Below are 22488 nucleotides of genomic sequence, written 5' to 3'. Positions count from 1 at the left end.
TCGACAACTTAGTGATATACCCCAGGGTTAAAGTTTGGTTTCGCCACCTTGCATTAACCTTGGATTAACTGGAACTTTCAACCAAATTTGAGGCACAACTGTTGATGGGCGGTTGCCTCCATGCGACACTGGCTCGATGCGGACACCCGTTCATTGGGGGCGCGTGCCGGCAGGACGCCGGCGTCTCCTGACCTTCAGGACCATGGCGGTTCCCGCCATGGTCCTGGTCATGGCCCTGGCGGCGTGCGGCACGGATGCCGCTCCACAGGGCGAGCGGCCGCTGTTCACGTCCATTTCGGCGTCGCCGGCGGCTCCGCCGACCGACGCCGGAACAGGAGGGGCACAGCCCGGGCTCCAGTCGGTGGCGCCGACCGAGCCGCCGGCAGGTGGCACCGCCACTGCCGCCCCTGCGACTGGGGGCGCGCCGGCGTCCCGGCCTGCCCGGACATCGGCACCGCCTCCGGACCGGACCACTGACACGGCCATGTCGGGGGATCTGCCCGGATGGAGGAACGTCTTTGTGGAGGACTTCTCCGGCGGTGACGTCCCCCTGGGCTCCTTTCCCGGGCCGCTTTACCGGGACCGGTGGAGTGCCGGATACAAAGACGGAACACCGGATACGGACGGACAGGTCAGCGGCGGAAAATCGGGCTACTATCCCTCGAAAGTCCTGAGCGTCAAAAACGGCGTTCTGGACTGGTTCATGCATTCGGAAAACGGTGTCTTCATGGGTGCCGCGCCCACGCCCAAATTTCCGAATGCCAGCAAAAATCCCCCGAGGGCCAACAGCATGCTGTACGGCCGCTACTCAGTCCGGTACAGGGGGGATGCCATGCCTGGCTTCAAGACGGCGTGGCTCCTGTGGCCGGATAGTGGCATCTGGCCGCGGGACGGGGAGATAGATTTCCCAGAAGGCGACCTCGGAGCAATCCTGACGGCAGCTGCCCATTTCATGTCCTTGGATCCAAAGCGCTTTGAACAGTTCTTTTCCAATAAAGTTTCCACAGACTGGCATGTTGCCACGACAGAGTGGACCCCCGGTCGCGTTGAGTTCTTCATTGACGGACGATCCATCGGCGCGAGCACAACGGACGTGCCCTCGACGCCCATGCATTTCATCCTGCAGACCGAATCGTGCCTGCCTCTGTGTCCGGCTCCGGAAACCCAGGGCCACGTCTACCTGGACTGGGTCAGCATCTGGGTGCCGGCCTGAGCCCTCTCGGGGCGCGTCCGACGGCTTACCGGCGGCCCACCCGCCGCCGCACACCTGAGCCCTAATGCCGCAGCAGATTACCGGCGGAGGGTGAAGGAATCCGAGAAGCTGTAGCCGTCGGCGGGAATGAACCGGGCGGCAAGTTCATCCGCCGTCGCCATGACGTCCAGGGTCCCAAAGGCCGGGTCCTGGTTCTTTCCGGATGTGCTGGCGAAGTAGCGCATCTCCGGGTCCTCGGATCGGACGTTGTAGAGTCCGACGCCGCCAACGCCGACGGTGGCGAACACGGTCCCCGAGCCCTGGGCCATGGCGTCATCGGTATCGGCCAGGCATGCGGAGGCGAAGGTCGCGGGAACGAGTTCCGCGCAGCCTCCGCCCGTGGCCAGTTGATGCGTCCGCTGATAGACGTGGTCGTGGCCGGACAGGACCAGGTCCACCTGCTTTTCGATCAGCATGTTCGTAAAGTCCTGCCCCGCCTGGCAGTCGTAGTTGCCGACGCTCAGGCACGGGGTATGCATGCCCACCACCGTCCAGGGGATGTTCTGCGATTTGGCCTCGTCGATGGCGTCCGCGGTCCAGCGCCAGCGTTCGCTGTCCCTTGAGTAGTCCAGCGGCTCCCCGCCCCGGAAATCGATGCCGGGGGAAACCATGATGAAGCGGACAACCGGATTCTGCTCGGGGACATCGAGGCGCCATTGGACGCCGTATTCGCCCTGGAGGCCGGGCATCCTGTTGGGCAGGCACTGGACATACTTCTCGATGTCGCCATCCCGGCCGTCACTCTCGTGGTTTCCGGTCACCAACTGGTACGGGAAGTTCTCGCCGAGACGGGCGGTGACCATGTCGCAGAACTCCTGTTCGAGCCCGGCCTTGTATGCGAAGTCGCCCAGAGCCAGGTTCAGGTGGGGCTTGAGGCCGGCAACGGCGTCGAGCACTTTCTTGGCGCCCGAGCCTATGCCGATGTCACCCTGGGCGGTGAAATGCACGGGCGCGCCGGCCGACGGCGCGGCAGACGACGACGGCGGTGCGGTGGACGGCGATGGGGGCGACGGCGCGGGGGACGACGGCGTGCCGGGGCTCGGGCGCGGTGCGGGTTCCGGCGGCCCGGGCTGGCAGGCGGAAAGCAACAGACCCAGGCTCAGCAAGCAAGCGCCGATACCCGCCTTGCCATGTTTCCCCAGGGACCTGGCCACGATTCCTCACATCATTTGGTTGATCAGGACTGTGTAAATAGTTCTGCGAAATTCGGTGATTGGCCGGCATTTATAGGCCAGAGTAACCCGGCCGTGGAGCGAAGGCCAGAGAAGGCGTCCGGCCCCGGATCGCTGGACCCGCCGTCGGAAATCCCGCCGCCGACGCGCGACGCCGCCGCCGGGGTGGCCGCTGGCGTGTCGCGTGCCGCGTGTCCCGCGTCAGGGCCGGTGGGACCTAGCCCGGGACGGGCTTCCTCGTTAGCATGCAGAGTGGGGAATACCCCGACCGCCCCGGCGGGACAGGCCCGCCACCGCTCGAAGGAGACCGTTGTGACTCTGCCCGAAGGTTTGACCCCCGGAGTGTGGACATTGGACATGTCCCACAGCGAAATCGGTTTCAGCGTCCGCCACGCGGGCATCAGCAAGGTCCGCGGCCGGTTCAACGAGGCCTCCGCCGAGGCAAGGGTGCGCGAGTCGCTGGCGGACGCAAGCCTGCACGCCACGGTCAAGACCGCCAGCTTCGATTCGGGCGACGCCAACCGCGACGGCCACGTCCGCGGCCCGGACTTCTTCGACGTTGAGCAGTTCCCCGACATGACTTTTCGGGCCACCGGGATCCGGGGCGAGGGGGAAGACTATGTGCTGACCGGCGAGCTCACAATCCGTGGAGTCACCAAGCCGGTGGAGCTCGAAGTCGAGTACACCGGTGTGGCGGTGGACCCCTTCGGCGCCACCCGGGCCGGATTCAGTGCCGAGGCGGACATCAGCCGGAAGGAATTCGGCCTGACGTGGAACGCCGCCCTTGAAGCGGGCGGCCTGCTGGTCAGCGACAAGGTCAAGATCAACGTTGAGGCCGCCATGGTCAAACAGGCCGATACCTAGGCACCGACGAGGCGGGCCCAACCCGGACGGGCACCCGTGGACCGGGCTCGTGGAAACCTGTCCGGGGTTGGGCTCGAAAGTCAGGGATCTTTCCGGGTAAACCACTGATCCGAATGTCACTCCTACGGGCGAGAATTAATCCATGAAGACACTCCTGAACATCATCTGGCTGCTCTTCGGCGGCCTGTGGCTTGCCCTGGGATATTTCCTGGCCGGCGTCGTCTGCTGCCTGCTGGTCGTCACCATTCCGTGGGGCCTGGCCTCGTTCCGCATCGCATCCTATGCCTTGTGGCCGTTCGGCCGCATGGTGGTGGACAAGCCCGGCGGCAACGGCATATTCACCCTGGTGGGAAATGTCATTTGGCTGCTTGTGGCCGGGATCTGGATCGCGATCGCGCACGTCGTTACGGCCTTCGCCATGGCCATCACGATTATCGGCATTCCGCTGGCGATCGCCAATCTCAAGCTCATACCCATCTCGCTGATGCCGCTCGGCAAACAAATCATCCCGAGCAACACCCCGTATGTGACCGCCTACAGCCCCGGCCGGCGCTAGGCGGCGGCAGCGCAGCCAGCAGGCCGGGGGCACTTCGCCTGTCAGTTCAAGCAATCCGAGGGAGAGGACCATGAGCCAAACGGCAAATGGCGACACGGACCTCATGCTGGTCATTGTCCGCGAGTTCAGGGCGCCGATCCAGGGTGTGTGGTCGGCTTTGACGGACCCGGACCAGGCTCCGCAGTGGTGGGGTCCGCGCGGCTTCCACGTCCCGCGTGAGAGCGTCGACGCGGACCTCGAAATCGGCGGCCTGTACCGCGCCTGCATGATCCAGGACAGTACCGGGCAGCAATTCTGGTGGAGCGGGGTGCATACCGATGTCGAGCCGCCGCACCTGTTCGTGTTCACCCATGCCTGGGACAAGCCGGACGGAACCCGCGGCTTCGAGACCGAGGTGACCATCCGGTTGGAGGAGATCGACGGCGGCACGCAGATGACCTTCACCCAGGGGCCGTTCGACTCCGCGGAAAGCCGCGACCGCCATGGCGAAGGGTGGCGCGAGTCGTTCGACCGGCTGGCGAATCACCTCAGCGTGGCTGCCTGAGCCGCCGGCCGCCGGTGGGAGGCCGGCACACGGCTCACGCGAGTTCGCCCTGCAGGTTCCGGCGGGCCGCGTCCAGCCACAGTGTCCGGCCACGGTCGGTGTGGAAGAGCGGATCGAGCTGCAGCAGCTGGCGGACGACGGCGGCGCGGCCGGCGGCGAAGTCGGCGTCGCCGATGTGGGCGAAATCTTCCCTGACGGCGGCGAGGTAGCGGGCGTAGGCCTCCGGTTCCCCGCCGAGGACGGAGAGGTCGGCGTCGCTGAGCAGGGCGCCGTCGTGGTCTCCGGGCTCCGGACAGTGGTCGGCCGTCAGCAGCACCAGGCGCACCACTTCGTCCACCTCGGCGGCCGGTAGACCGGCATGCCGGAGCCGGTCGTCGGCCAGCCGTGCCGACTCTTCCTCGTCCTGGCCTGCCACGCCGCGGTAGACGGCGTCGTGGAACCAGGCGGCCAGCAGCACGGTGCGGGGCGGATCGGCCGGATCGCACAGCAGGTCCAGGGCTTCCAGCACCGCCAGCAGATGGGTGCGGCCGTGGTACTTCCGGTGTTCCTCGCCCCAGCGGTCCAGCAGGTCCAGGAAGAGGGCGTCGTGGCCCGGCAACGCCTCGTTCCAGCGGTTCAGGAGCGGGACCCGGAGGGCCTTGCCGCGCCGTCGGGCCGGGATCCGCAACCCGCTGGCGATCAACTTTCGGACGAGGACCCGGCCCTCCACAGGAATGGCGCCGGCCGCCACCAGGGCCTCGTACCGGGCCTCGGCGACGTCGTAGTGGTCGCCGTCGAACGCTCGCCCGGGGATGCCGGCGGCTGCGGCGAAGGCGTGCAGTTCCGCGAGCGACGTGTCCGAGACCAGATGGGAAAAGTGGGTTCCGTGGGCAGGCCAGAGCGGCGGATCGACGTAGACGGCCATGGTGGCAGTCTAGCCCCGACCCCGGACACGCGCGGCCCGGCCTGCGGGCACCGGTGCGGGCACCGGCGGGCGCCGCCGTCGGGGTCATGCCGCGACGGCGGGTCGGATGTTCTGGTTCCCGCGGAACACGTTCCCGGGATCAAACTCGCGTTTCACTTCCGCCAGCCGGTTGTAGTTTTCTTCGCCGTAGGCCGCGCGGATCCGGGCCTGGCCTTCGTCGCCAATGAAGTTCAGCCAGACGCCCCCGGTCGCGTAGGGGGAGATGTCCTGGCGGAAGCGTTTGACCCATGCCTTCGCGTCCTGCCCGCCCTGCGGGGTGTCACCCAGGCCGAACGGGTGGCTCACCCAGTTGGCGGTCCGGTTCAGCAGCGGGGTGGCCGCGGCGGCCGGCCCGCTCACCGCCCCGCCCCAATGGGCGATCAATTGCTGGGAGCTTGGTCCCGGGAGGTTCCGGGCCGAGTCGATGATGACGTCCAGGGCGTCGTCGGAGAGTTCGTCGTGGTAGTCGGCACTCCAGTAGTTGTACTTGCCCGGCGGGTCGTCCAGGGAGCACTGGAAGTCTGCGTAGCCGGTGTCTTCCACCAGGTCCACAACAGGGTCCAGTTCCCGGTATGCCCTGGCATGTTCTTTGCCTTCCTCGGCATCCCCGGCGAAGACATACACGACGTACACCGCCATCTTGCCCACCATGGCCGCGGGCACGAAGGGTTCCGCCGGTGCAGTCCCGTAGATGAGGGTGGCGGACTCTTCGTTGGGAGCCGCGGAGGCCAGGTCCCGGTATCCGCGGCTGAGTTCCGGGGCTGCGTCCCCCGGCCACATCAGCACCCCGGCATGCACGCGTGGCCCCAGCTGATGCAGGCCGAACGTAAACGAGGTGGCGACGCCGAAGTTCCCGCCGCCGCCGTGCAGGGCCCAGAAGAGTTCGGGATTCTCCTGGGCGCTGGCCCTCACCTGCTCGCCGGTGGCCGTGACCAGATCCACGGAGACGAGGTCGTCGCAGGCGAAGCCGAAGGCGCGCTCGAGCCAGCCGGACCCGCCCCCGAGCGTGAAACCCGCGAGCCCGGTCGTGGAGACCCGCCCGCCTGTGATGGCGAGGCCGTATTCCTGGGTGGCGCGGTCAAACTCGCCGCAGGTGAGGCCTGCGCCCACCGTGGCAGTGCGGGCCTCCGGGTCCACCCGGACGGACTTCATCGGACGAACGTCGATCACGAGGCCGCCGTCGTTCATGGACATGCCGGCTACGGAATGGCCGCCGGCCCGGACGGCGACTTCGAAGCCGTGTGTCCGCGCGTACGCCAACGCCTCGGCCACCCCTACCGGGTCGGCGCACGGGGCAATGACGGCCGGATGGCGGTCGATCATCGCGTTGAAGAGTCTTCGTGTTTCGTCGTACTCCGGGTGACCCGGCCTGACCCACCTCATGGCAGTGCTCCCTCGGTGACCGCGGCTCCGCCCCACTTTTCGAGCTTACGACTGCACGCCAGTTGTGGCTACGGCTCATTGCTTAGCCAGCCGCGCACCGCCAGGTGTTCTGGCGCGGGCGGCTGTCCGCCGGGTGTCCTGGTGCGGGCGGCTGGCGGGAGTGGACGGTGGGTTAGCCGCGGGCGTCGCGGACCGGGTGCTGGCTGACGATGGAAACCCGGTTGAACGCGTTCATCGTAATCGCCAGCCAGCTGACGGCGGAAAATTCTTCGGCAGTCAGGTGCCGCCTGGCCTGTGCGCCTTCGTGGTCGCGGGTATGGGCGTCAGAGATGGTGGTGATGGCCTCGGCCAGCGTCAGGGCTGCGCGTTCCTTTTCGGAGAACAGAGAGGTGTCGCGCCATGCGGGGAGAACGGCCAGGCGCTGGGCCGACTCGCCGTTCTTGACGGCATCGCCCACGTGCATGTCCAGGCAAAAGGCGCAGCCGTTGATCTGCGAAATGCGGACATTGAGCAACTCAATGAGTGTGTCGTCCAGCCCGGCCTCGGTGGCGGCTTCCTTGGCTTTCAGGCCCAGCCCGTTGAGTGCGCGCCAGGCAGCGGGGTGCGCCTTGTCAAGGAATATGCTCCGGTGCCCGGGATCCTGCGGTGCCGTCGTGTCATTCATGGATTCCACAATACCGACGGGCCTCGGCACGGCCCGGAGCGGCGTGTGACAATTTTGTCAAACCTGTGACAAGCTTTGGGGGTGGGAGTGTTTGGTTCGGCGGCCGGCTCCTTGGGGGACCCGGCCGCCGGACCGCTCCTTCTGAGCCGGGCCTCCCCGGGCAGCTACTTTCGAGCCGGGCCAGACTTCGCACCGCCGAGCTCCGCTAGGCCGGGCTTCACGAGCCGGGCCGCATTAACCGGGCCACATTAACCCGGCGACTCCTTCTGAGCCGCTCCTTCCGAGTCGCGCCTTCCTAGCGGCGCCTTCCGGGCCGGTCCAGGCTTCGCGCCGCCGAGCTCCGCCAGGCCGGGCTTCACGAGTTGATTTTCGTCAGTTCCCGCTGGGGGACATGTCCAGTTTTCAGCCAATCGTGCGGCCGCGGGAGGACATGTCCAGTGGCCACGTCCGGCAGCGGGGCACATGTCCACTCTTCAGGTCCGGGGATGGGCACAAAGGGCGCATGTCCAATGGCACAGGGCGGCGGAGGGCACGTCCGGTGGTCACACGTGGCAGCGATGGGCATGTCCATTTTTTGGGCAATTTTGCGGAGCGGGGGAGGGCATGTCCCTTGGTCACGCCGGGCAGCGGAGGACATGTCCAGTCTTCAGGTCCGGGGATGGGCACAAAGGGAGTATGTCCACTGGCGCGGGCCAAGGAGGACATGTCCCGCGGACTCACAGGTGAGCAGGAGCAGCGCCAGCAGCAGGGGAAGCCGCCGAAGCCGCGCGGGCCAGTTCCGCCCCCGCCGCCTGCATGGCTGCCGGATCTCCGGCCACGATGATGCGGGCAAAGCTGTCTGCGTAGTCGCCAAGGTCCGGATCCACCGATCCCACCACCGCGTACACCGGCGTGGTGCCGGCACGGGCCAGGATGGCACCGATGATCTTCCCCTGGCCGGTCTGGGAATCCAGCCGGCCCTCGCCGACCACCACCGCGCTGCTGGCGGCCAGTTGCGCGTCGAAGCCCAGCAGATCCAGGACATAGTCCGCCCCTGACACCAGGCGGGCGCCGTAACGGGCCCACATTCCGCCGGAGAAGCCACCCGCCGCGCCGGTCCGGGCCACCAGACGGGGATCGCGGCCGTAGTCCCGGGCGAACTCCGCCGCGAGCAGTTCGAGTCTGTGTGTCAGCAGCTCAACCGCGGCCGGCCCGGCTCCCTTCTGCGGCCCGAACACGCGTGCGGCGTCGGAAAAACGCGTCGTGACATCACTCAGGATCACCAGCTCGGCACCGCGGAGCCCGCCGCGTTCCTCGATCGCGGCGATGGCGCCGGCCCCGCCGTCGGTGGTGGCCGAGCCCCCTGCCGCCACCACGATGCGGCGTGCGCCGTGCCGGGCGGCCTCCGCGATCAGGACGCCGGTGCCGTACGTGCTCGCCGTCAGCGGGTCCCGGCCGCCGGCGGACGGCAGGTTGAGGCCGCTCGCGACGGCCAGTTCGACGACGGCGGTCCCGCCGGCGGTGAGCCCGACCGCCGCCTCGACGGGTTCGCCCCACGGCCCGACCGTGGTGACAAAGACGGGCCGGGCGTCCAGACCGCGGGCGAGGGCCTCGGTGGTGCCCTCGCCGCCGTCGGCCACGGGCAGCTCGCGGGCCGCCGCGCCGGCCGTGCGGATGCCGGCCGCGATGTGCCCGGCCACCTCGGAAGCGGTGAAGGTGCCCTTGAAACTGTCCGGGGCCACCAGGATGCTCATCGGCTCAGAACCCTACGTTTTCCCGGCCCTTGAGCTGCAGCATCTGCCGCGCCTCGTCGGGGGTGGCGACCTCAAAGTTGAGGGCTTCCAGGATGGTGCGGATCCGGGTGACCTGTTCGGCGTTGGACGCGGCGAGCTGGCCGGGACCGATCCACAGGGAATCCTCCAGGCCCACCCGGACGTGGGAGCCCATGGCGGCGCCGATCGTGGCGAGCGGCATCTGGTTCCTGCCGGCGCCCAGGATGGACCACTCGTAGTCCTCGCCGAGCAGGCGGTCCGCCGTGCGGCGCATGTGCATGAGGTCCTCGGGGTGCGCGCCGATGCCGCCGAGCAGGCCGAAGACCGACTGGACGAACAGCGGTCCCCTGGCCAGCCCGCGGCCGTGGAAGTGCGCGAGGTTGTTCAGGTGCGAGATGTCGTAGCACTCGAACTCGAAGCGGGTGCCGTTCTGGTTGCCGATGCCCAGGATGGTCTCGATGTCCTGGAAGGTGTTCTTGAAGACGAGGTCGCGGCTCTTTTCGAGCCCCTCGCGCTCCCAGTCGTGGCCGAACTCGGTGAAGCGGTCCAGCATCGGGTACAGCCCGAAGTTCATCGAGCCCATGTTGAGTGAGGCAAGCTCCGGCTTGAACAGCGCCGCCGGCTGCATCCGCTCCTCGACGCTCATGTGCGGCGAGCCGCCCGTGGTGATGTTGATGACGGCGTCGGTGTTGCGCTTGAGCTTGTCCAGGATCGGGGCGAAGTGCTCGGGGTCCTGGGAGGGGCGGCCGTCCCTGGGGTCGCGGGCGTGCATGTGCACAATAGCGGCGCCTGCCTCGGCGGCGCCGATCGCGGCGTCGGCGATCTCGTCGGGGGAGACGGGCAGGTGCGGGGACATGGACGGGGTGTGGATGGCGCCGGTGACGGCGCTGGTGATGATGACCTTGCGGGCAGCAGCCATGGGAATGTCTCCTTGGTGGGGCGGGGCAGCGTGGGTGCGGGGCGGGCGGCGGCCTGGGGCGGACCGGCTCCCCAGGCAGTTCAGTTCAGGTCAGTAGAGCTTTTCGGTGTTGCCGTCCACGGCGAGTGCCTGGCCGTTGACGTTGCGGGCCATGTCGCTGGCCACGAAGGCGGCCATGTTGGCGATGTCCTCGGCCTCGATCAGCCGGCCCAGCGAGGACTGGTTGTGGTACAGCGCGGACACCTCGTCCGCCGGCAGCTCGAGCATCCGGGCTTTGGCGGCGATCACGGAGTCGATGCGTGGGCCGTTGACGGCGCCGGGGCAGATGGCGTTGACGCGGATGCCGTCCCGGCCAAGTTCGATCGCGAGGGTTTTGGTCAGCCCGACGACGGCCCACTTCGACGCCGAATAGGCGCTGCGGCCGGCCATGCCCAGCCGCCCGGCGGCCGAGGACAGGTTCACGATAGAGGCGCCGCTGCCCTCGCGCAGCAGGGGCAGGGCATGCTTGATGCAGAAGAACTGGCCATGGATGTTGACGTCGAAGGTTGCCTTCCACGCCGCGGCGTCGAGGGATTCCAGGGGCCCGGTGGGACCGGCGATGCCGGCGTTGTTGACGAGGACGTCGAGGCCGCCCATTTCGTCCCGGACGGTGTCCATGAGTTCGCGGACCTGGCCCTCGTCCGAGACGTCGCTGACCGCGGCGAGGAGCCCGTTGACGCGGGCCTTGTCGACGGCGTCGGGGTCGATGTCGGTGACGAAGACGGTGGCGCCGAGTTCCCGGAACTTGCTGGCGATGGCCAGGCCGATGCCGTTCGCTCCGGCGGTGACGAGAATGCGCTTGGCGGTGAAATCCATGAGTAGTCCTTGCAGTGAGATGGCTTGCGGACCCGCTCCGAACGCGCGGCGGGGCGCATCCGGAACGGGCGGTGGGAGCAGTGCGTCAGTGGGCGGCCGGAACAATCGCGGGCTTCTCCGTGCCGCGCTTGAGCAGCAGGGACAGCAGCGCGCCGATGACGCACATGCCCACGATGAACCACAGGCCGGAGAGCTTGGAGCCGGTGGCGTCCTGCATGAAGCCCATGACGTAGGGGCCCAGGAAGCCGCCGCAGAGGCCGATGGTGTTGACGAAGGCGATGCCGCCGGCGAGGGCGGCGCCGCTGAGCCGGGTGGCCGGGTAGGTGAAGAGAATCGGCTGCAGGGCGAAGAAATTGAAGGCGGCGAGGCAGAAGCCGATCATGCCCAGCAGCGGCCCGCCGACGGCGCCGAGGGCGAAGCCGGCGACGATGCCGGTCATGGTGCCGGTGACCAGCATCCGGGAGCGGCGGCCGTCGGTGGCGAAGCGGGGGACCAGCAGGGCGCCCGCCGCGGAGAAGATCCACGGGATGGCCGTCAGCAGGCCGATCTGCAGCGGGCTGAGCTTGCCGTACGTGCCGATGATGGAGGGCAGGAAGTAGGACAGGGCGTAGACGGCGATCTGGTGGGTGAAGTAGACGCCGACAACGAGGAGGATCTGCTTGTCCTTCAGGACATCGCGGAGCAGGTGGTTGCCGGAGGCCGCGGCGCCGGCGGTCTCCTCGGCGGCGATGCGGGCCTCGAGATCGGCGGCTTCCTCGGCGGTGAGGAACGTCGCCATGCTGGGGCGGTCCGGGAGCTTCTTCCAGACGACGTAGGCGAGGACGCAGGCCGGGAGTCCTTCGACGAGGAACATCCACTGCCAGCCGTGCAGGCCGCCGAGCCCATCAAAGGTCAGCAGCAGCCCGCCCAGCGGGGCCCCGACAATGTTGGCGATGGAGACGCCGAGCAGGAACATTCCGTTGGCCTTGGCGCGGTCCTTGACCACGAACCACTGCGTCAGGAAGTACATGACGCCCGGGAAGAGTCCGGCCTCGGCCACGCCGAGCAGCATCCGCATGATGTAGAAGGACCATTCGCCCTGGACGAAGGCCATGCCGGCGGAGATGATGCCCCAGGTGATCATGATCCGCATGATCCAGAACCGGGCGCCGACCTTGTGCATGATCAGGTTGGACGGGATTTCGGACAAGGCGTAGGTCAGGAAGAACAGCCCGGCGCCGATGCCGTACGCGGTGGCCGAGATGCCGAGGTCGATCTCCAGCCGGTCCTTGGCCATACCGATGTTGGTGCGGTCCAGGAAGGCCATGATGTAGGCGCCGATCAGCAGCGGCATGACGCGGCGTAAGATCACGCCGTTGATTTCCTGTGGCGTGCGCATCTTCTTTGTTGCGGATACAACTGACATGGGTCGGGGTCCTTGGCTCGTGGGCGGGATAGGTGGTCAGAGCGGGCATGCGGAAAGGGCAAACGGGAGGCAGACGGCCGCGGCAGTGCGCGCGGCGCGTGGTTCGTCAGGGTCGCGGGAATGGGTAGGGCTGGCCGCGGACGGGCCGGCCCGCGTGTAGCGCGGCCTCAGCTGTCAGGAGGCGTGCAGCCGCACGTCCGCCCGACGTGCAGGCGGTGCCGGCACACTTTCGAGGTATAGGTGGCGGACGGGGAATCGATGCGTTTGAGCAGCATGGCGAACGCCTCGTTGGCCATTTCCTGCTGCGGTTGGACAATGCTGGTCAGGTTGATCAGCCCGGAGCGGCTGTGCGGCAGCCCGTCACAGCCGGCGACGGCGACGTCGTCCGGGATGCGCAGGCCGCGCGACAACGCGTATTCCATGACGCCGATGGCAAGCTCGTCGCTGCCGCAGACCACGGCCTGCGGCGGCGTTCCGGCCGAGAAGAGCCGCTCCGCCGCCAGCCGGCCGCCCTCGTTGTTCACCCTGGTGCTGATCTTCCGGTCGCCGCTGATCGTGATGCCCGCCGCGGCGGCTGTGCGGACAAACGCCTGTTCGCGGGCCAGGGAGGCCGTTGAGAACCGGGGGCCGATCACGGTGGCGATTTCGGTGAAGCCGTGGCTGAGCATGTGCTGCATCAGCGTGGTGGCTGCGGCGTCGTCGTCGATCCCGACGAAATCCGAGTCGAGGAAGTCCGCCCGGCGGGACAGGCACACGTAGGGGATGCGGGCCGCCCTCAGGGTGCGGAGCGCGGTGGCGTCGTCCCGGAGCGAGGCGGCCAGGATGATGCCATCGACGTTGCGGTGCGCGAGCGTCGAGGTGACCTGGGCGAGCACCTCCGGATCGTCCTGGGTGGTGGCGACGAACACTTCGTAGCCGGACTCCGCCGCGGCCGTAATGACGCCCTGCGCCCAGCGCGGAAACATCGGATTGATGATGTTCGGCAGGATCAGCCCGATGACCCGGGTCCGCTGCGGGTCGGTTGACTGCGACGGCTTACGGGGCCTGAAGCCAAGCTCGTTCGCCACGTGGATGATGTGGCGCCGGGTCTCGGGCGAGACGCCGCCCTTGCCGTTGAGGACGTAGGAAACCGCAGCCGAGGAAACCCCCGCGGCGCGGGCCACGGCAGCGGCCGAAACCGGCGGTACGGGGCCGTCGACGGTGGCGCTTACGGCGTGTTCGTGCATGTCCGGCCCTCCTTCGCGTCGGTTCGTTTTGCTGTGACCCCAGTTACAGTAAGGAGCCCGCCGATCGTTAAGCAACGTTAAGTCATTCACGCGGGCCGTGCAGACCGACTGCTGCCGGACATGCTCATTGTTCGCGCCCGGGCCGAGGGGACATGCCCATTGTTCGTGCCCGGGCCGGGGGGACACGTTCATTGTTTGTGCCCGGGCCGGGGGGACATGTCCAGCCGTGGGCCCGGGTGCTGGGCATGGTGGCACTATGTCCACTCTTCGGGCGCGGGGGAGGGCATGTCCAGCGGCGGGGGTGCCCAGGGGAGGGCATGTCCCGCGGCCGGGGTGCGCGGCAGGGGTGCGCGGCCGCGGGGCGCACGGTGGCCGCGGGCGGTCGGCCCTAGACAGGCGTTTCGCTGTCGGCAAACATGGAGCCAGCCGCCCTCTTATCAAAGTTGAGCGATGTAGACTCAACTTTGATATCAGAACCTTTCCGGAAGGAGCCCTCGTTGGACGCCAAATTCACCACCAAGAGCCAGGAGGCCCTCGCTGCGGCCGCCATGAACGCCTCGACCGCGGGCAACCCGCAGGTCGAGCCCGCTCACTTGCTCAAGGCACTCATGGACCAGCGGGAGGGCGTCGCCGTCGCGCTGCTCCGCGCCACCGGCGCCGACCCGGACGCCGTCAGTGTCCAGGCGAGCACCGCCATCAAGGCCCTTCCGTCGACTTCCGGGAGCAGCGTGCAGCAGGCGCAGTTGTCCCGGGCAGGGCTGCAGGCGATCAAGAATGCCCAGAACGAGGCCGAGCGGCTCGGGGACGCCTTTGTTTCCACCGAACACCTGCTGCTGGGCCTTGCCGCCGGGAGCGACGGCGTCGGGAAGCTCCTGCGCGAGGCCGGCGCCTCCCACGAGGCACTGCTGGCCGCACTCCCGGGCGTCCGCGGCGACCGCAAAGTGGACAACGCGGACCCAGAGAACTCGTTCCAGGCGCTGGAGAAGTACGGCACGGACCTCACTGCGGTCGCCCGCTCGGGCAAGCTGGACCCTGTGATTGGCCGCGATGCCGAGATCCGGCGGATCATCCAGGTCCTGAGCCGCCGCACCAAGAACAACCCCGTCATCATCGGCGAGCCCGGCGTCGGCAAGACCGCCGTCGTCGAGGGGCTCGCCCAGCGGATCGTGGAAGGCGACGTGCCCGAAAGCCTGCGCGGCAAGACGCTGATCGCCCTGGACCTCGCCTCGATGGTGGCCGGGGCGAAATACCGCGGCGAATTCGAGGAGCGGCTCAAGGCTGTCCTGGAGGAAATCAAGAACTCTGAGGGGCAGATCGTCACGTTCATTGACGAGCTCCACACGGTGGTGGGTGCCGGCGCCACCGGGGACAGCTCGATGGATGCCGGCAACATGCTCAAGCCCATGCTGGCCCGCGGCGAGTTGCGCCTCATCGGTGCGACCACGCTGGACGAGTACCGCGAGAACATCGAAAAGGACCCCGCCCTGGAGCGCCGGTTCCAGCAGGTCTACGTGGGCGAGCCCAGTGTGGAGGACACCATCGGCATTCTGCGCGGCCTCAAGGAACGCTACGAGGCCCACCACAAGGTCTCCATCTCCGACTCCGCCCTCGTAGCGGCCGCGACGCTCTCCAACCGGTACATCTCCGGCCGGCAGCTGCCGGACAAGGCGATCGACCTCGTGGACGAGGCCGCGTCCCGGCTGCGCATGGAAATCGATTCGGCCCCGGAGGAGATCGACCAGCTGCGCCGCCAGGTAGACCGCCTGACCATGGAGGAACTGGCCCTGGCCGGCGAGACCGATCCCGCCTCGGTGGAACGGCTCGCGGCCCTGCGGGCGGACATGGCGGACAAGAAAGAGGAACTCGCGGGCCTGAACGCCCGGTGGGAGGCCGAGAAGGCGGGCCTGAACCGGGTGGGCGACCTGCGGGCCAAGCTTGACGAGCTCCGCTCCGCCGCGGACAAGGCCCAGCGCGAGGGGGACCTGGAGACCGCATCCAGGATCCTCTACGGCGAGATCCCCGCCCTGGAACGGGAACTGAACGCCGCCGCCGAGGCCGAAGCGGCCGTGCCGGACAAGTCCGGGCAGATGGTGGCCGACCAGGTTACCGCCGACGACATCGCCGAGGTGATTTCGGCCTGGACCGGCATCCCCGCGGGGCGCATGCTCCAGGGCGAGAGCCAGAAGCTGCTGAACATGGAGCACGTGCTGGGCGAGCGGCTGATCGGCCAGAAGCAGGCCGTCGCCGCGGTCTCCGACGCGGTGCGCCGCGCCCGCGCCGGGATCAGCGACCCCAACCGGCCCACCGGCTCGTTCCTGTTCCTCGGCCCCACCGGCGTCGGCAAGACCGAACTCGCCAAGTCCCTCGCGGACTTCCTGTTCGACGACGAGCGCGCGATGGTGCGGATCGACATGTCCGAATATTCGGAGAAGCACTCCGTGGCCCGGCTCGTCGGGGCGCCTCCCGGGTACGTCGGCTATGAGGAGGGCGGCCAGCTTACCGAGGCCGTGCGGCGGCGCCCGTACTCCGTGCTGCTGCTCGACGAAGTGGAAAAGGCCCACCCGGAGGTCTTCGACATCCTCCTGCAGGTGCTCGACGACGGCCGGCTCACCGACGGGCAGGGCCGCACCGTGGACTTCCGCAACGTGATCCTGGTGCTCACCTCGAACCTGGGCAGCCAGTTCCTCGTGGACCCCAACCTCGACGCCGCGGCTAAGAAGAACGCCGTCATGGCCACGGTCAACGCTTCTTTCAAGCCGGAGTTCCTCAACCGGCTCGATGAAGTGGTGCTGTTCGATCCGCTGAGCGTGGAGGAGCTCTCCCGGATCGTGGAACTGCAGGTCAAGGAGCTGGGCGAGCGGCTCAAGGGCCGCCGGCTGAACCTCGAAGTTACCGAGGGTGCCCGCGCCTGGCTGGCCGTGTCCGGCTTCGATCCCGCGTACGGCGCGCGGCCGCTGCGCCGCCTGGTGCAGCGCGAGATCGGCGACCGGCTGGCAAAGGCCATCCTGGCCGGCGAAATCGCCGACGGCGACACCGTCCTGGTGGACACCGCGCCGGACCTGATGGAACTCACCATGGGCGGGCTGGGGGACAGGGAGCTGACCAGCGGCGGCGCGGCCACGGGCACCGGGCTCTCGGTCCGGCGCAAGGAGTAGGCGCCGCCGGGCAAGCCTAGGGCAGCAGGGACTCCTTGATGACGTTTCCGCCGTTCGTCGCGGCGTAGCAGTCGACCCGCCGGTCGCCCATCTCCCAGCTGCGCGGGCTCGGGTAGGCCAGCTTGTAGCTCAGGTCGTAGTCGCCGGCCTTTGCCGTGAGCGGAGCCGCCTTGCAGGCATCGCGTGCCTTCTGCTTGAGCTGGTCCCGGCCGGGGTACGAGTCATCTGGCCCGTATTTTTCCACGGCGACCAGCTGCGCCGAGTGGCCGGTCGCGCAGTCCACGACGGTGGACTGCTGCGCATCCGGGTCGAAGTCCTTGAAGCAGTCCCGCAGCTGGAAGTCCAGGGGGCTGACGCCCTCCAGCGGCAACGCCCCGCGGCTGGCGGGGGCGGACGCCGACGAAGCGGCGGGGGCCGGGCTGTCGTTTTCCGCGGAGGCCTGGCCGCTGCCGGCAAATGCGGCCACAGCCCACCAGACCAGAACCGCAAGCACCACCAGGACGGCCACGGCCGCGCCGAGCCGCTTTGGCCCCTGCCGGCGGATCCGGCGGACCAGGGGGCGTGCCCGCCGTGAGAGAGCCTTCTTGGTGCGTGAGAGCGCTTTCCTGGCGCCGGCGAACGCGGTGCCGGCAAGGGCCGGGCGCGCGGGTTTCGCCGCTGCGGGTGCCGCCGCAGGATTCGTGGGCCGCGCACGGTCGGCTGTAATGACGGGCAGGGCGGACGTCGGCGGCCTCGAGGGCGGCGGCGGGATGGCCCCGGCGTCGTTCCTTGGATTCTCTTCGGTCACTGAGAAATTCACCACTTCCGTGCGTCTTTGCCGGGGCTGGAGGCCCGGCGTAGCGGCCCTTTTCTGGGCGCACATCACGAAACTCTATCGAAGATGCGCGGCACCGCGCATGCGCCGGTGGCTCCGGCCACCGTTGCGGGAGGCGCCACACTGTCCACAGGGGGCGGCCCGGCGAGCAGTTGGCGCCGAAAGCATGTAATCTAGGTGTACGACAAATTGACCAAACATTCCGGGGCCTCACCTATCGCCAAATGGTGACCACCTCCGGTCCAAGTACAAAAGGGGGTCACGCCATGGGGCGCGGCCGTCAAAAGGCAAAAGCTACCAAGCAGGCTCGGGACATCAAGTACTACTCCCCGAACACTGACTATTCGGCCCTCCAGCGCGAGCTCACGGGCCCGGGAAGTCGTGCCACGAGCCACTTCGCGGATGACCCGGTTGAACCGGATTATTCAGCGTATGTGGATAAGTACGCGGACGATGTGGAAGACGACGACGACGAGGTTGATTCCCGTCGCATAGGTTAGTCGACGTTTCCTTCCGGCAGTTCTCTCCGGGGGATCCATCCGGCACCGCGGTGCCAGCCAAAGATTTTCGGGCCGTCGGCCACACCTGTAACAGGCGTGGCCGGCGGCCTTTCTTGTGCCCGCAGCCTTCCGTATCCGGGCCGGCCGGCTGGCCCGCGCTGCGCCGCGGATGAGCCGGCGCAGTTGTCACCAGCGGGGCACCGGGCTACGTTGTTCGTGCCGGATTTTCCCGGACGCCACACCGATGCCCCGGAAGGACTGCCATGACCATGCGCAAAGGATTCGCCGAGGGCGAGCTCTGCTGGACAGACCTCCAGACCCCCGACGTGGAGACAGCGAAGGTCTTTTACACGGAGGTTTTCGGCTGGCGGTACGAAGACCTGCCCACTCCCGACGGACGCAGCTACGCGAAAGCCTTCCTGGGCGACGACCTGGTTACCGTGCTCGCTCCGCAGAACGCCCGGCAGGAAGCCGCCGCCGAACCGGGCCGGTGGAACGTGTATTTCGCGGTCGACGACGCCCGGGACCTGGCCGCCGAACTGGCGCATTCCCCCGGGCACCTTGAATTCGGCCCCGAGGAGATCGGTGACACCGGCGTCATGCTCTTCTTCGCCCCGCCCGGCGGCGGAACCACCGGGGCCTGGCAGGCCGGCAGCCACATCGGAGCCGGCCGGAGCCAGGAGGCGGGCACCTTGGCCTGGGCTGAACTGCTCACGCCGGAACCGCAGGCCGCCGTCGGCTTCTTCCAACAGCTCTTCGGGCACGACGTCACCGAATACCCCCAGGACGACGGCGGCACCTACACCACGCTCATGGTGGGCGGCGCCGAGGTGGCCGGCATCGCCCGGGTCCCCGGCGACGCGCAGGACACCCTCGAGCCGGGGTGGCAGGTCTACTTCGGCGTCTCCGACGTCGCAGTGGCGGTGCAGGCTGCGGTGGCCGCGGGCGGCGTCGTGCTGATCGAACCGGATGAGATCGAGGAAGCCGGCACCATCGCCACCCTCAGAGATCCGCAGGGCGGCGTCTTCAGCCTGCTGGAGGTTTAGGGCCGCGGCTTAATCGGTTCGAGTGCTTCCCACCGGCCCCCTCGCCTCGCAAGCTCGGCCAGGGAACCCTGCCGGCGTGGGCCCAGCTGCCGTTTTGAGACCTCAAAACGGCTGGGGAGCACTCGACGTGGGTCGGGCCTGTTTAGGCGTAGGCGTTGACCAGCCGGACGGCGCCGCCGTCGACGCCCTTGGCGCCCTGGACGTAATCCGGGCCGGTCTTGAGGACCGCATCCGAGTTCTGCTCGACGGTGCCCATGATCCAGGACGGCAGGCCGCGGTCGTTGAGCCGGTTCACGGCGGCGTCGGCCGCTTCCGGCGAAACAATGGCGACCATGCCCACGCCCAGGTTCAGGGTGCGCTCGAGGTCGGCCAGCGGGACGTTGCCGAGCTCGGAAACCAGCTTGAAGATGGCCGGGAGCTCCCAGGTGGAGCGGTCGACGGTGGCCAGCAGGCCCTGCGGGAGGACGCGGGCGAGGTTGGCTGCGAGGCCGCCGCCGGTCACGTGGCTGAAGCCGTGGACGGCCTTGCCGCCCGCGGAGCCGTTCACCGGGAAGGTGCGGGCGAGGTCCAGGCAGTCCGCGGCGTAGACGCGGGTGGGCTCGAGGAGCTCCTCGCCCAGGGTGCGGCCTAGCTCGGAGACCTGGCGGTCCAGGGCCCAGCCGGCGTGGTTGATGACGCGGCGGACCAGCGAGTAGCCGTTGGAGTGCAGGCCGGAGGAGGCCATGCCGATCACCACGTCGCCGGCGCGGACGCGGTCCGGGCCGAGCAGCTGGTCGGCCTCGACAACGCCGGTGGCGGCACCGGCGACGTCGTACTCGTGTTCCCCGAGCAGGCCGGGGTGTTCGGCGGTTTCGCCGCCCACCAGGGCGGTGCCGGCGACCGAGCAGGCGGCCGCGATGCCGCGGACGATGTCGGCGATGCGCTCCGGGACCACCTTGCCGCAGGCGATGTAGTCGGTCATGTACAGCGGCTCGGCGCCCACGACGACGATGTCGTCCACCACCATGCCGACGAGGTCGTAGCCGATGGTGTCGTGGATGTCCATGGCCTGAGCGATTGCCACTTTGGTGCCGACGCCGTCGGTGGAGGTGGCCAGCAGCGGGCGCCTGTAGGTAAGCAGCCGGGAGACGTCGTAGAGGCCAGCGAACCCGCCGACGCCGCCGATCACCGAGGCGTTGTGGGTGGCCTTGACGGCGTCCTTCATGAGTTCGACGGCGCGGTCTCCCGCTTCGACGTCGACGCCGGCGGAGGCGTAGGTGATGCCGGCGTTCTGGGCGGCGTTCATGTCAGCGGCCGGGGAGGCGGAAGTCATACTGGCTCTTTCTTGTCGGCTGTGGTGACGCGGTCGGCATCGGTGAGCAGTTCTTCGAATTCGGAGTCCGGCCCCGGATCGCAGCCGGTGGCGCCGGCCTTCTCGGCCGGATCGTCGGCGATGGAGGTGCCGGGTTCGGCGTCGGAGGCGGCACCGGAGGGCGCCGCGGCGGAATCAGCCGCGCCGGCGGCGGTTGGGAGGCCGCCGAGGTCGGTGCGCTCGAGCAGGTTCTTGCCGAGCTTGTCAGCGCCGGGCAGCTCAATCGGGTACTTGCCGGTGAAGCAGGCGGTGCAGAGACGCTCGCGCGGCTGGCGGGTGGCGTCGATCATGCCGTCTTCGGAAATGTATGCGAGCGAGTCGGCGCCGATGGCCTGGGTGATCTCGTCGATGGTGGCGCCGTTGGCGATCAGTTCCGCCCGGGAGGCGAAGTCGATGCCGTAGAAGCAGGGCCACTTGACCGGCGGGGAGGAAATCTTGATGTGGACGCTTGCGGCGCCCGCCTCCCGGAGCATCCGCACGATGGCGCGCTGGGTGTTGCCGCGGACGATCGAGTCGTCCACCACCACGACACGCTTGCCGCGGATCACGGATTCGAGGGCGTTGAGCTTGAGCCGGATGCCGAGCTGGCGCAGCGTCTGCGAGGGCTGGATGAACGTGCGGCCCACGTAGGAGTTCTTGACGAAGCCGTGCGCGAAGGGGATGCCGGATTCTTCGGCGTAGCCCACCGCCGCGGGGGTGCCGGATTCGGGCACGGGAATGACGATGTCCGCTTCCTGGGTGTTTTCGCGGGCCAGCTGGCGGCCCATTTCGACGCGGGATTCGTACACCGAGCGGCCCGCAATGGAGGCGTCCGGGCGGGCGAGGTAGACGTATTCGAAAACGCAGCCGGCCGGCGTCGCCTCGGCGAAGCGCTGCGAGCGGACGCCGTCCTCGTCGATCGCGATGAATTCGCCGGGTTCGATTTCGCGGATGAAGCTGGCGCCGACGGTGGCGAGGGCGGACTGCTCGGAGGCAACCACCCAGCCGCGTTCAAGCCGGCCCAGGCACAGGGGGCGGATCCCGTAGGTGTCGCGGGCCGCGTAGAGGGTGCCCTCATCCATGAAGACGAAGCAGAAGCCGCCCTTGATCTTGGGCAGCAGCTCCATGGCCGTCTGCTCCAGGGATTTGCCCTCTTCGCCCTCCAGGAGCGCGGTCACCAGCGCGGTGTCGGAGGTGTTGCCCTGCTTCATCTCGCCGCTGAGGTTTCCGCCGTTGCGGTCCTCGATCATTGCCTTGAGCTCGGCCGTGTTGGTCAGGTTGCCGTTGTGGGCCAGGGCCACGGTGCCCGTGGACGTCGCGCCCAGGGTGGGCTGGGCGTTGGCCCAGTGGCTCGCACCGGTAGTGGAATAGCGGCAGTGGCCGACGGCCAGGTGCCCGGTCAGGGTGTTCAGCGTGGTCTCGTCGAAGACCTGGGAAACGAGGCCCATGTCCTTGTAGACGTTGATCCGCTTGCCGTCGCTGGTTGCTATGCCAGCCGACTCCTGACCGCGGTGCTGCAGTGCATACAGCCCGTAGTAGGTGAGTTTTGCTACTTCTTCACCGGGTGCCCAGACCCCAAAGACGCCGCATGCGTCCTGAGGGCCTTTTTCGCCTGGGAGAAGATCATGAGAAAGTTTTCCATCGCCGCGTGCCACTGGTCGATTATCTCACGATGTGCGCTAAGACTTTTCCGGCGGCCGGTTTATGACCTGACGCCCTTCAGCGGAGGTTCCCGTCGCGGCCCTCGTCGTCGTCGGCGTCCGGTGCGGATTCGACGACGGCGTGCTCGGCGCGGCGGACGCTCCGCCGGTCCAGGACCAGGGCGATCGCGGCACCCACGATGACGCCGCCGGCCGCGCAGAGGACCATGAAGAAGCCGAAGACCGAGGAACGGTCGAAGCTCGGGTCACCGGGCAGGGCGAAGGCGATGATGGCCGCGACGGCCACGCCCAGGAGCCCGCCCAGGATCAGGAAGGGCACATATTTCGGGGCCCGGCGGACGGTGACCTCGCGGCGCTCCGGAACGCCGCCCTGAACGTTGCCCTGTGCCGGTTCCCGCTGGGGGTCGTTGCCTGCTGTGCCGGGGGTTTCGTGGGGAGACATGCCGTT

20 protein-coding genes are annotated in these 22488 nt (G+C 68.2%); 7 read left to right on the top strand and 13 right to left on the bottom strand.

The features are described from left to right. The first annotated feature begins 202 nt into the window (after positions 1–202). Positions 203–1213 carry a glycoside hydrolase family 16 protein gene (locus AC1D1A_RS12640; protein WP_476887131.1) on the top strand — a complete coding sequence of 337 codons (1011 nt, stop codon included), beginning with the start codon at positions 203–205 and terminating at the stop codon, positions 1211–1213. Positions 1214–1290: 77 nt separating this feature from the next. Here the strand turns inward: AC1D1A_RS12640 and AC1D1A_RS12635 are convergent, their stop codons facing one another. After that, positions 1291–2340, bottom strand: coding sequence for a metallophosphoesterase (locus tag AC1D1A_RS12635; protein ID WP_476947854.1), 1050 nt, complete (start codon positions 2338–2340; stop codon positions 1291–1293). A 396-nt stretch (positions 2341–2736) separates the two neighbouring features. On the opposite strand from AC1D1A_RS12635, the gene AC1D1A_RS12630 reads away from it, so the two are divergent. The 3 genes from AC1D1A_RS12630 (at position 2737) to AC1D1A_RS12620 (ending at position 4388) form a co-directional block, all read left to right on the top strand. Then, positions 2737–3288 (top strand): YceI family protein, encoded by a 552-nt coding sequence (locus tag AC1D1A_RS12630; protein ID WP_028275465.1) that lies wholly within the window; start codon positions 2737–2739, stop codon positions 3286–3288. A 142-nt stretch (positions 3289–3430) separates the two neighbouring features. Then, positions 3431–3844: a YccF domain-containing protein gene (locus AC1D1A_RS12625; protein ID WP_028275466.1), complete on the top strand. Its 414-nt coding sequence runs from the start codon at positions 3431–3433 to the stop codon at positions 3842–3844. Between the two features lie 70 nt (positions 3845–3914). Beyond that, positions 3915–4388 (top strand): SRPBCC family protein, encoded by a 474-nt coding sequence (locus AC1D1A_RS12620; RefSeq protein ID WP_476947853.1) that lies wholly within the window; start codon positions 3915–3917, stop codon positions 4386–4388. 34 nt (positions 4389–4422) lie between these two features. On the opposite strand, the gene AC1D1A_RS12615 is transcribed toward AC1D1A_RS12620, so the two are convergent. The 8 genes from AC1D1A_RS12615 to AC1D1A_RS12580 all read right to left on the bottom strand — a co-directional run bounded on the left by AC1D1A_RS12615 (position 4423) and on the right by AC1D1A_RS12580 (position 13534). After that, a complete protein-coding gene (locus AC1D1A_RS12615; RefSeq protein WP_476947852.1) occupies positions 4423–5292 on the bottom strand; it encodes a DUF4031 domain-containing protein in 870 nt (289 codons plus the stop codon). 84 nt (positions 5293–5376) lie between these two features. Further along, positions 5377–6714, bottom strand: a complete 1338-nt coding sequence (locus AC1D1A_RS12610; protein ID WP_476947851.1) for an FAD-binding oxidoreductase — start codon at positions 6712–6714, stop codon at positions 5377–5379. A gap of 172 nt (positions 6715–6886) precedes the next feature. Continuing rightward, entirely contained in the window at positions 6887–7378 is a 492-nt protein-coding gene (locus AC1D1A_RS12605; protein WP_476860200.1) for a carboxymuconolactone decarboxylase family protein, read from the bottom strand. Positions 7379–8094: 716 nt separating this feature from the next. Next, positions 8095–9111 (bottom strand): glycerate kinase, encoded by a 1017-nt coding sequence (locus AC1D1A_RS12600; protein ID WP_476947850.1) that lies wholly within the window; start codon positions 9109–9111, stop codon positions 8095–8097. A gap of 4 nt (positions 9112–9115) precedes the next feature. Beyond that, positions 9116–10048 (bottom strand): 3,5-dioxohexanoate:acetyl-CoA acetone transferase, encoded by a 933-nt coding sequence (gene kce, locus AC1D1A_RS12595; protein ID WP_028275471.1) that lies wholly within the window; start codon positions 10046–10048, stop codon positions 9116–9118. Positions 10049–10138: 90 nt separating this feature from the next. Then, entirely contained in the window at positions 10139–10903 is a 765-nt protein-coding gene (locus tag AC1D1A_RS12590; RefSeq protein ID WP_476947849.1) for an SDR family oxidoreductase, read from the bottom strand. Between the two features lie 85 nt (positions 10904–10988). Continuing rightward, positions 10989–12308 carry an MFS transporter gene (locus AC1D1A_RS12585; RefSeq protein WP_476849780.1) on the bottom strand — a complete coding sequence of 440 codons (1320 nt, stop codon included), beginning with the start codon at positions 12306–12308 and terminating at the stop codon, positions 10989–10991. 167 nt (positions 12309–12475) lie between these two features. Further along, positions 12476–13534 carry a LacI family DNA-binding transcriptional regulator gene (locus AC1D1A_RS12580; RefSeq protein WP_230008957.1) on the bottom strand — a complete coding sequence of 353 codons (1059 nt, stop codon included), beginning with the start codon at positions 13532–13534 and terminating at the stop codon, positions 12476–12478. A 497-nt stretch (positions 13535–14031) separates the two neighbouring features. On the opposite strand from AC1D1A_RS12580, the gene clpB reads away from it, so the two are divergent. Continuing rightward, the gene (gene clpB / locus AC1D1A_RS12575) at positions 14032–16689 is read left to right on the top strand and encodes an ATP-dependent chaperone ClpB (protein WP_476947848.1); all 2658 of its coding nucleotides are present in this window, start codon (positions 14032–14034) and stop codon (positions 16687–16689) included. 16 nt (positions 16690–16705) lie between these two features. Here the strand turns inward: clpB and AC1D1A_RS12570 are convergent, their stop codons facing one another. After that, a complete protein-coding gene (locus AC1D1A_RS12570) occupies positions 16706–17476 on the bottom strand; it encodes a septum formation family protein (RefSeq protein ID WP_476947847.1) in 771 nt (256 codons plus the stop codon). Between the two features lie 293 nt (positions 17477–17769). On the opposite strand from AC1D1A_RS12570, the gene AC1D1A_RS12565 reads away from it, so the two are divergent. Continuing rightward, positions 17770–18003 carry a DUF3073 domain-containing protein gene (locus AC1D1A_RS12565; RefSeq protein WP_018774150.1) on the top strand — a complete coding sequence of 78 codons (234 nt, stop codon included), beginning with the start codon at positions 17770–17772 and terminating at the stop codon, positions 18001–18003. A 263-nt stretch (positions 18004–18266) separates the two neighbouring features. Then, positions 18267–19049 (top strand): VOC family protein, encoded by a 783-nt coding sequence (locus AC1D1A_RS12560; RefSeq protein ID WP_476947846.1) that lies wholly within the window; start codon positions 18267–18269, stop codon positions 19047–19049. A gap of 142 nt (positions 19050–19191) precedes the next feature. Here the strand turns inward: AC1D1A_RS12560 and purM are convergent, their stop codons facing one another. From purM to AC1D1A_RS12545, 3 genes are all read right to left on the bottom strand, one after another. Continuing rightward, positions 19192–20361, bottom strand: a complete 1170-nt coding sequence (gene purM / locus AC1D1A_RS12555) for a phosphoribosylformylglycinamidine cyclo-ligase (protein WP_223913416.1) — start codon at positions 20359–20361, stop codon at positions 19192–19194. After that, positions 20358–22034 (bottom strand): amidophosphoribosyltransferase, encoded by a 1677-nt coding sequence (gene purF, locus AC1D1A_RS12550; RefSeq protein WP_476856975.1) that lies wholly within the window; start codon positions 22032–22034, stop codon positions 20358–20360. Before purF ends, purM begins: the two co-directional genes overlap by 4 nt. Before the next feature lie 64 nt (positions 22035–22098). Continuing rightward, on the bottom strand, positions 22099–22482 hold the full coding sequence (locus tag AC1D1A_RS12545; protein WP_476856974.1) for a hypothetical protein: 384 nt from the start codon (positions 22480–22482) through the stop codon (positions 22099–22101). Positions 22483–22488 lie beyond the last annotated feature (6 nt).

The sequence above is a fragment of the Arthrobacter sp. P1_B9 genome (genome assembly GCF_056406495.1).
Note: the sequence above shows the minus strand (reverse complement) of the source record. Positions and strands in the feature narration are given on the sequence as shown.

Bases quoted from the DNA above. Each gene is read 5' to 3' on its own strand.
- AC1D1A_RS12590 (WP_476947849.1), bottom strand. From the start codon at position 10,903: ATGGATTTCACCGCCAAGCGCATTCTCGTCACCGCCGGAGCGAACGGC.
- AC1D1A_RS12560 (WP_476947846.1), top strand. From the start codon at position 18,267: ATGACCATGCGCAAAGGATTCGCCGAGGGCGAGCTCTGCTGGACAGAC.
- kce (WP_028275471.1), bottom strand. From the start codon at position 10,048: ATGGCTGCTGCCCGCAAGGTCATCATCACCAGCGCCGTCACCGGCGCC.
- AC1D1A_RS12625 (WP_028275466.1), top strand. From the start codon at position 3,431: ATGAAGACACTCCTGAACATCATCTGGCTGCTCTTCGGCGGCCTGTGG.
- AC1D1A_RS12565 (WP_018774150.1), top strand. From the start codon at position 17,770: ATGGGGCGCGGCCGTCAAAAGGCAAAAGCTACCAAGCAGGCTCGGGAC.
- AC1D1A_RS12545 (WP_476856974.1), bottom strand. From the start codon at position 22,482: ATGTCTCCCCACGAAACCCCCGGCACAGCAGGCAACGACCCCCAGCGG.
- purM (WP_223913416.1), bottom strand. From the start codon at position 20,361: ATGACTTCCGCCTCCCCGGCCGCTGACATGAACGCCGCCCAGAACGCC.
- AC1D1A_RS12605 (WP_476860200.1), bottom strand. From the start codon at position 7,378: ATGAATGACACGACGGCACCGCAGGATCCCGGGCACCGGAGCATATTC.
- AC1D1A_RS12600 (WP_476947850.1), bottom strand. From the start codon at position 9,111: ATGAGCATCCTGGTGGCCCCGGACAGTTTCAAGGGCACCTTCACCGCT.
- AC1D1A_RS12610 (WP_476947851.1), bottom strand. From the start codon at position 6,714: ATGAGGTGGGTCAGGCCGGGTCACCCGGAGTACGACGAAACACGAAGA.
- AC1D1A_RS12585 (WP_476849780.1), bottom strand. From the start codon at position 12,308: ATGTCAGTTGTATCCGCAACAAAGAAGATGCGCACGCCACAGGAAATC.
- AC1D1A_RS12640 (WP_476887131.1), top strand. From the start codon at position 203: ATGGCGGTTCCCGCCATGGTCCTGGTCATGGCCCTGGCGGCGTGCGGC.
- AC1D1A_RS12615 (WP_476947852.1), bottom strand. From the start codon at position 5,292: ATGGCCGTCTACGTCGATCCGCCGCTCTGGCCTGCCCACGGAACCCAC.
- AC1D1A_RS12620 (WP_476947853.1), top strand. From the start codon at position 3,915: ATGAGCCAAACGGCAAATGGCGACACGGACCTCATGCTGGTCATTGTC.
- AC1D1A_RS12580 (WP_230008957.1), bottom strand. From the start codon at position 13,534: ATGCACGAACACGCCGTAAGCGCCACCGTCGACGGCCCCGTACCGCCG.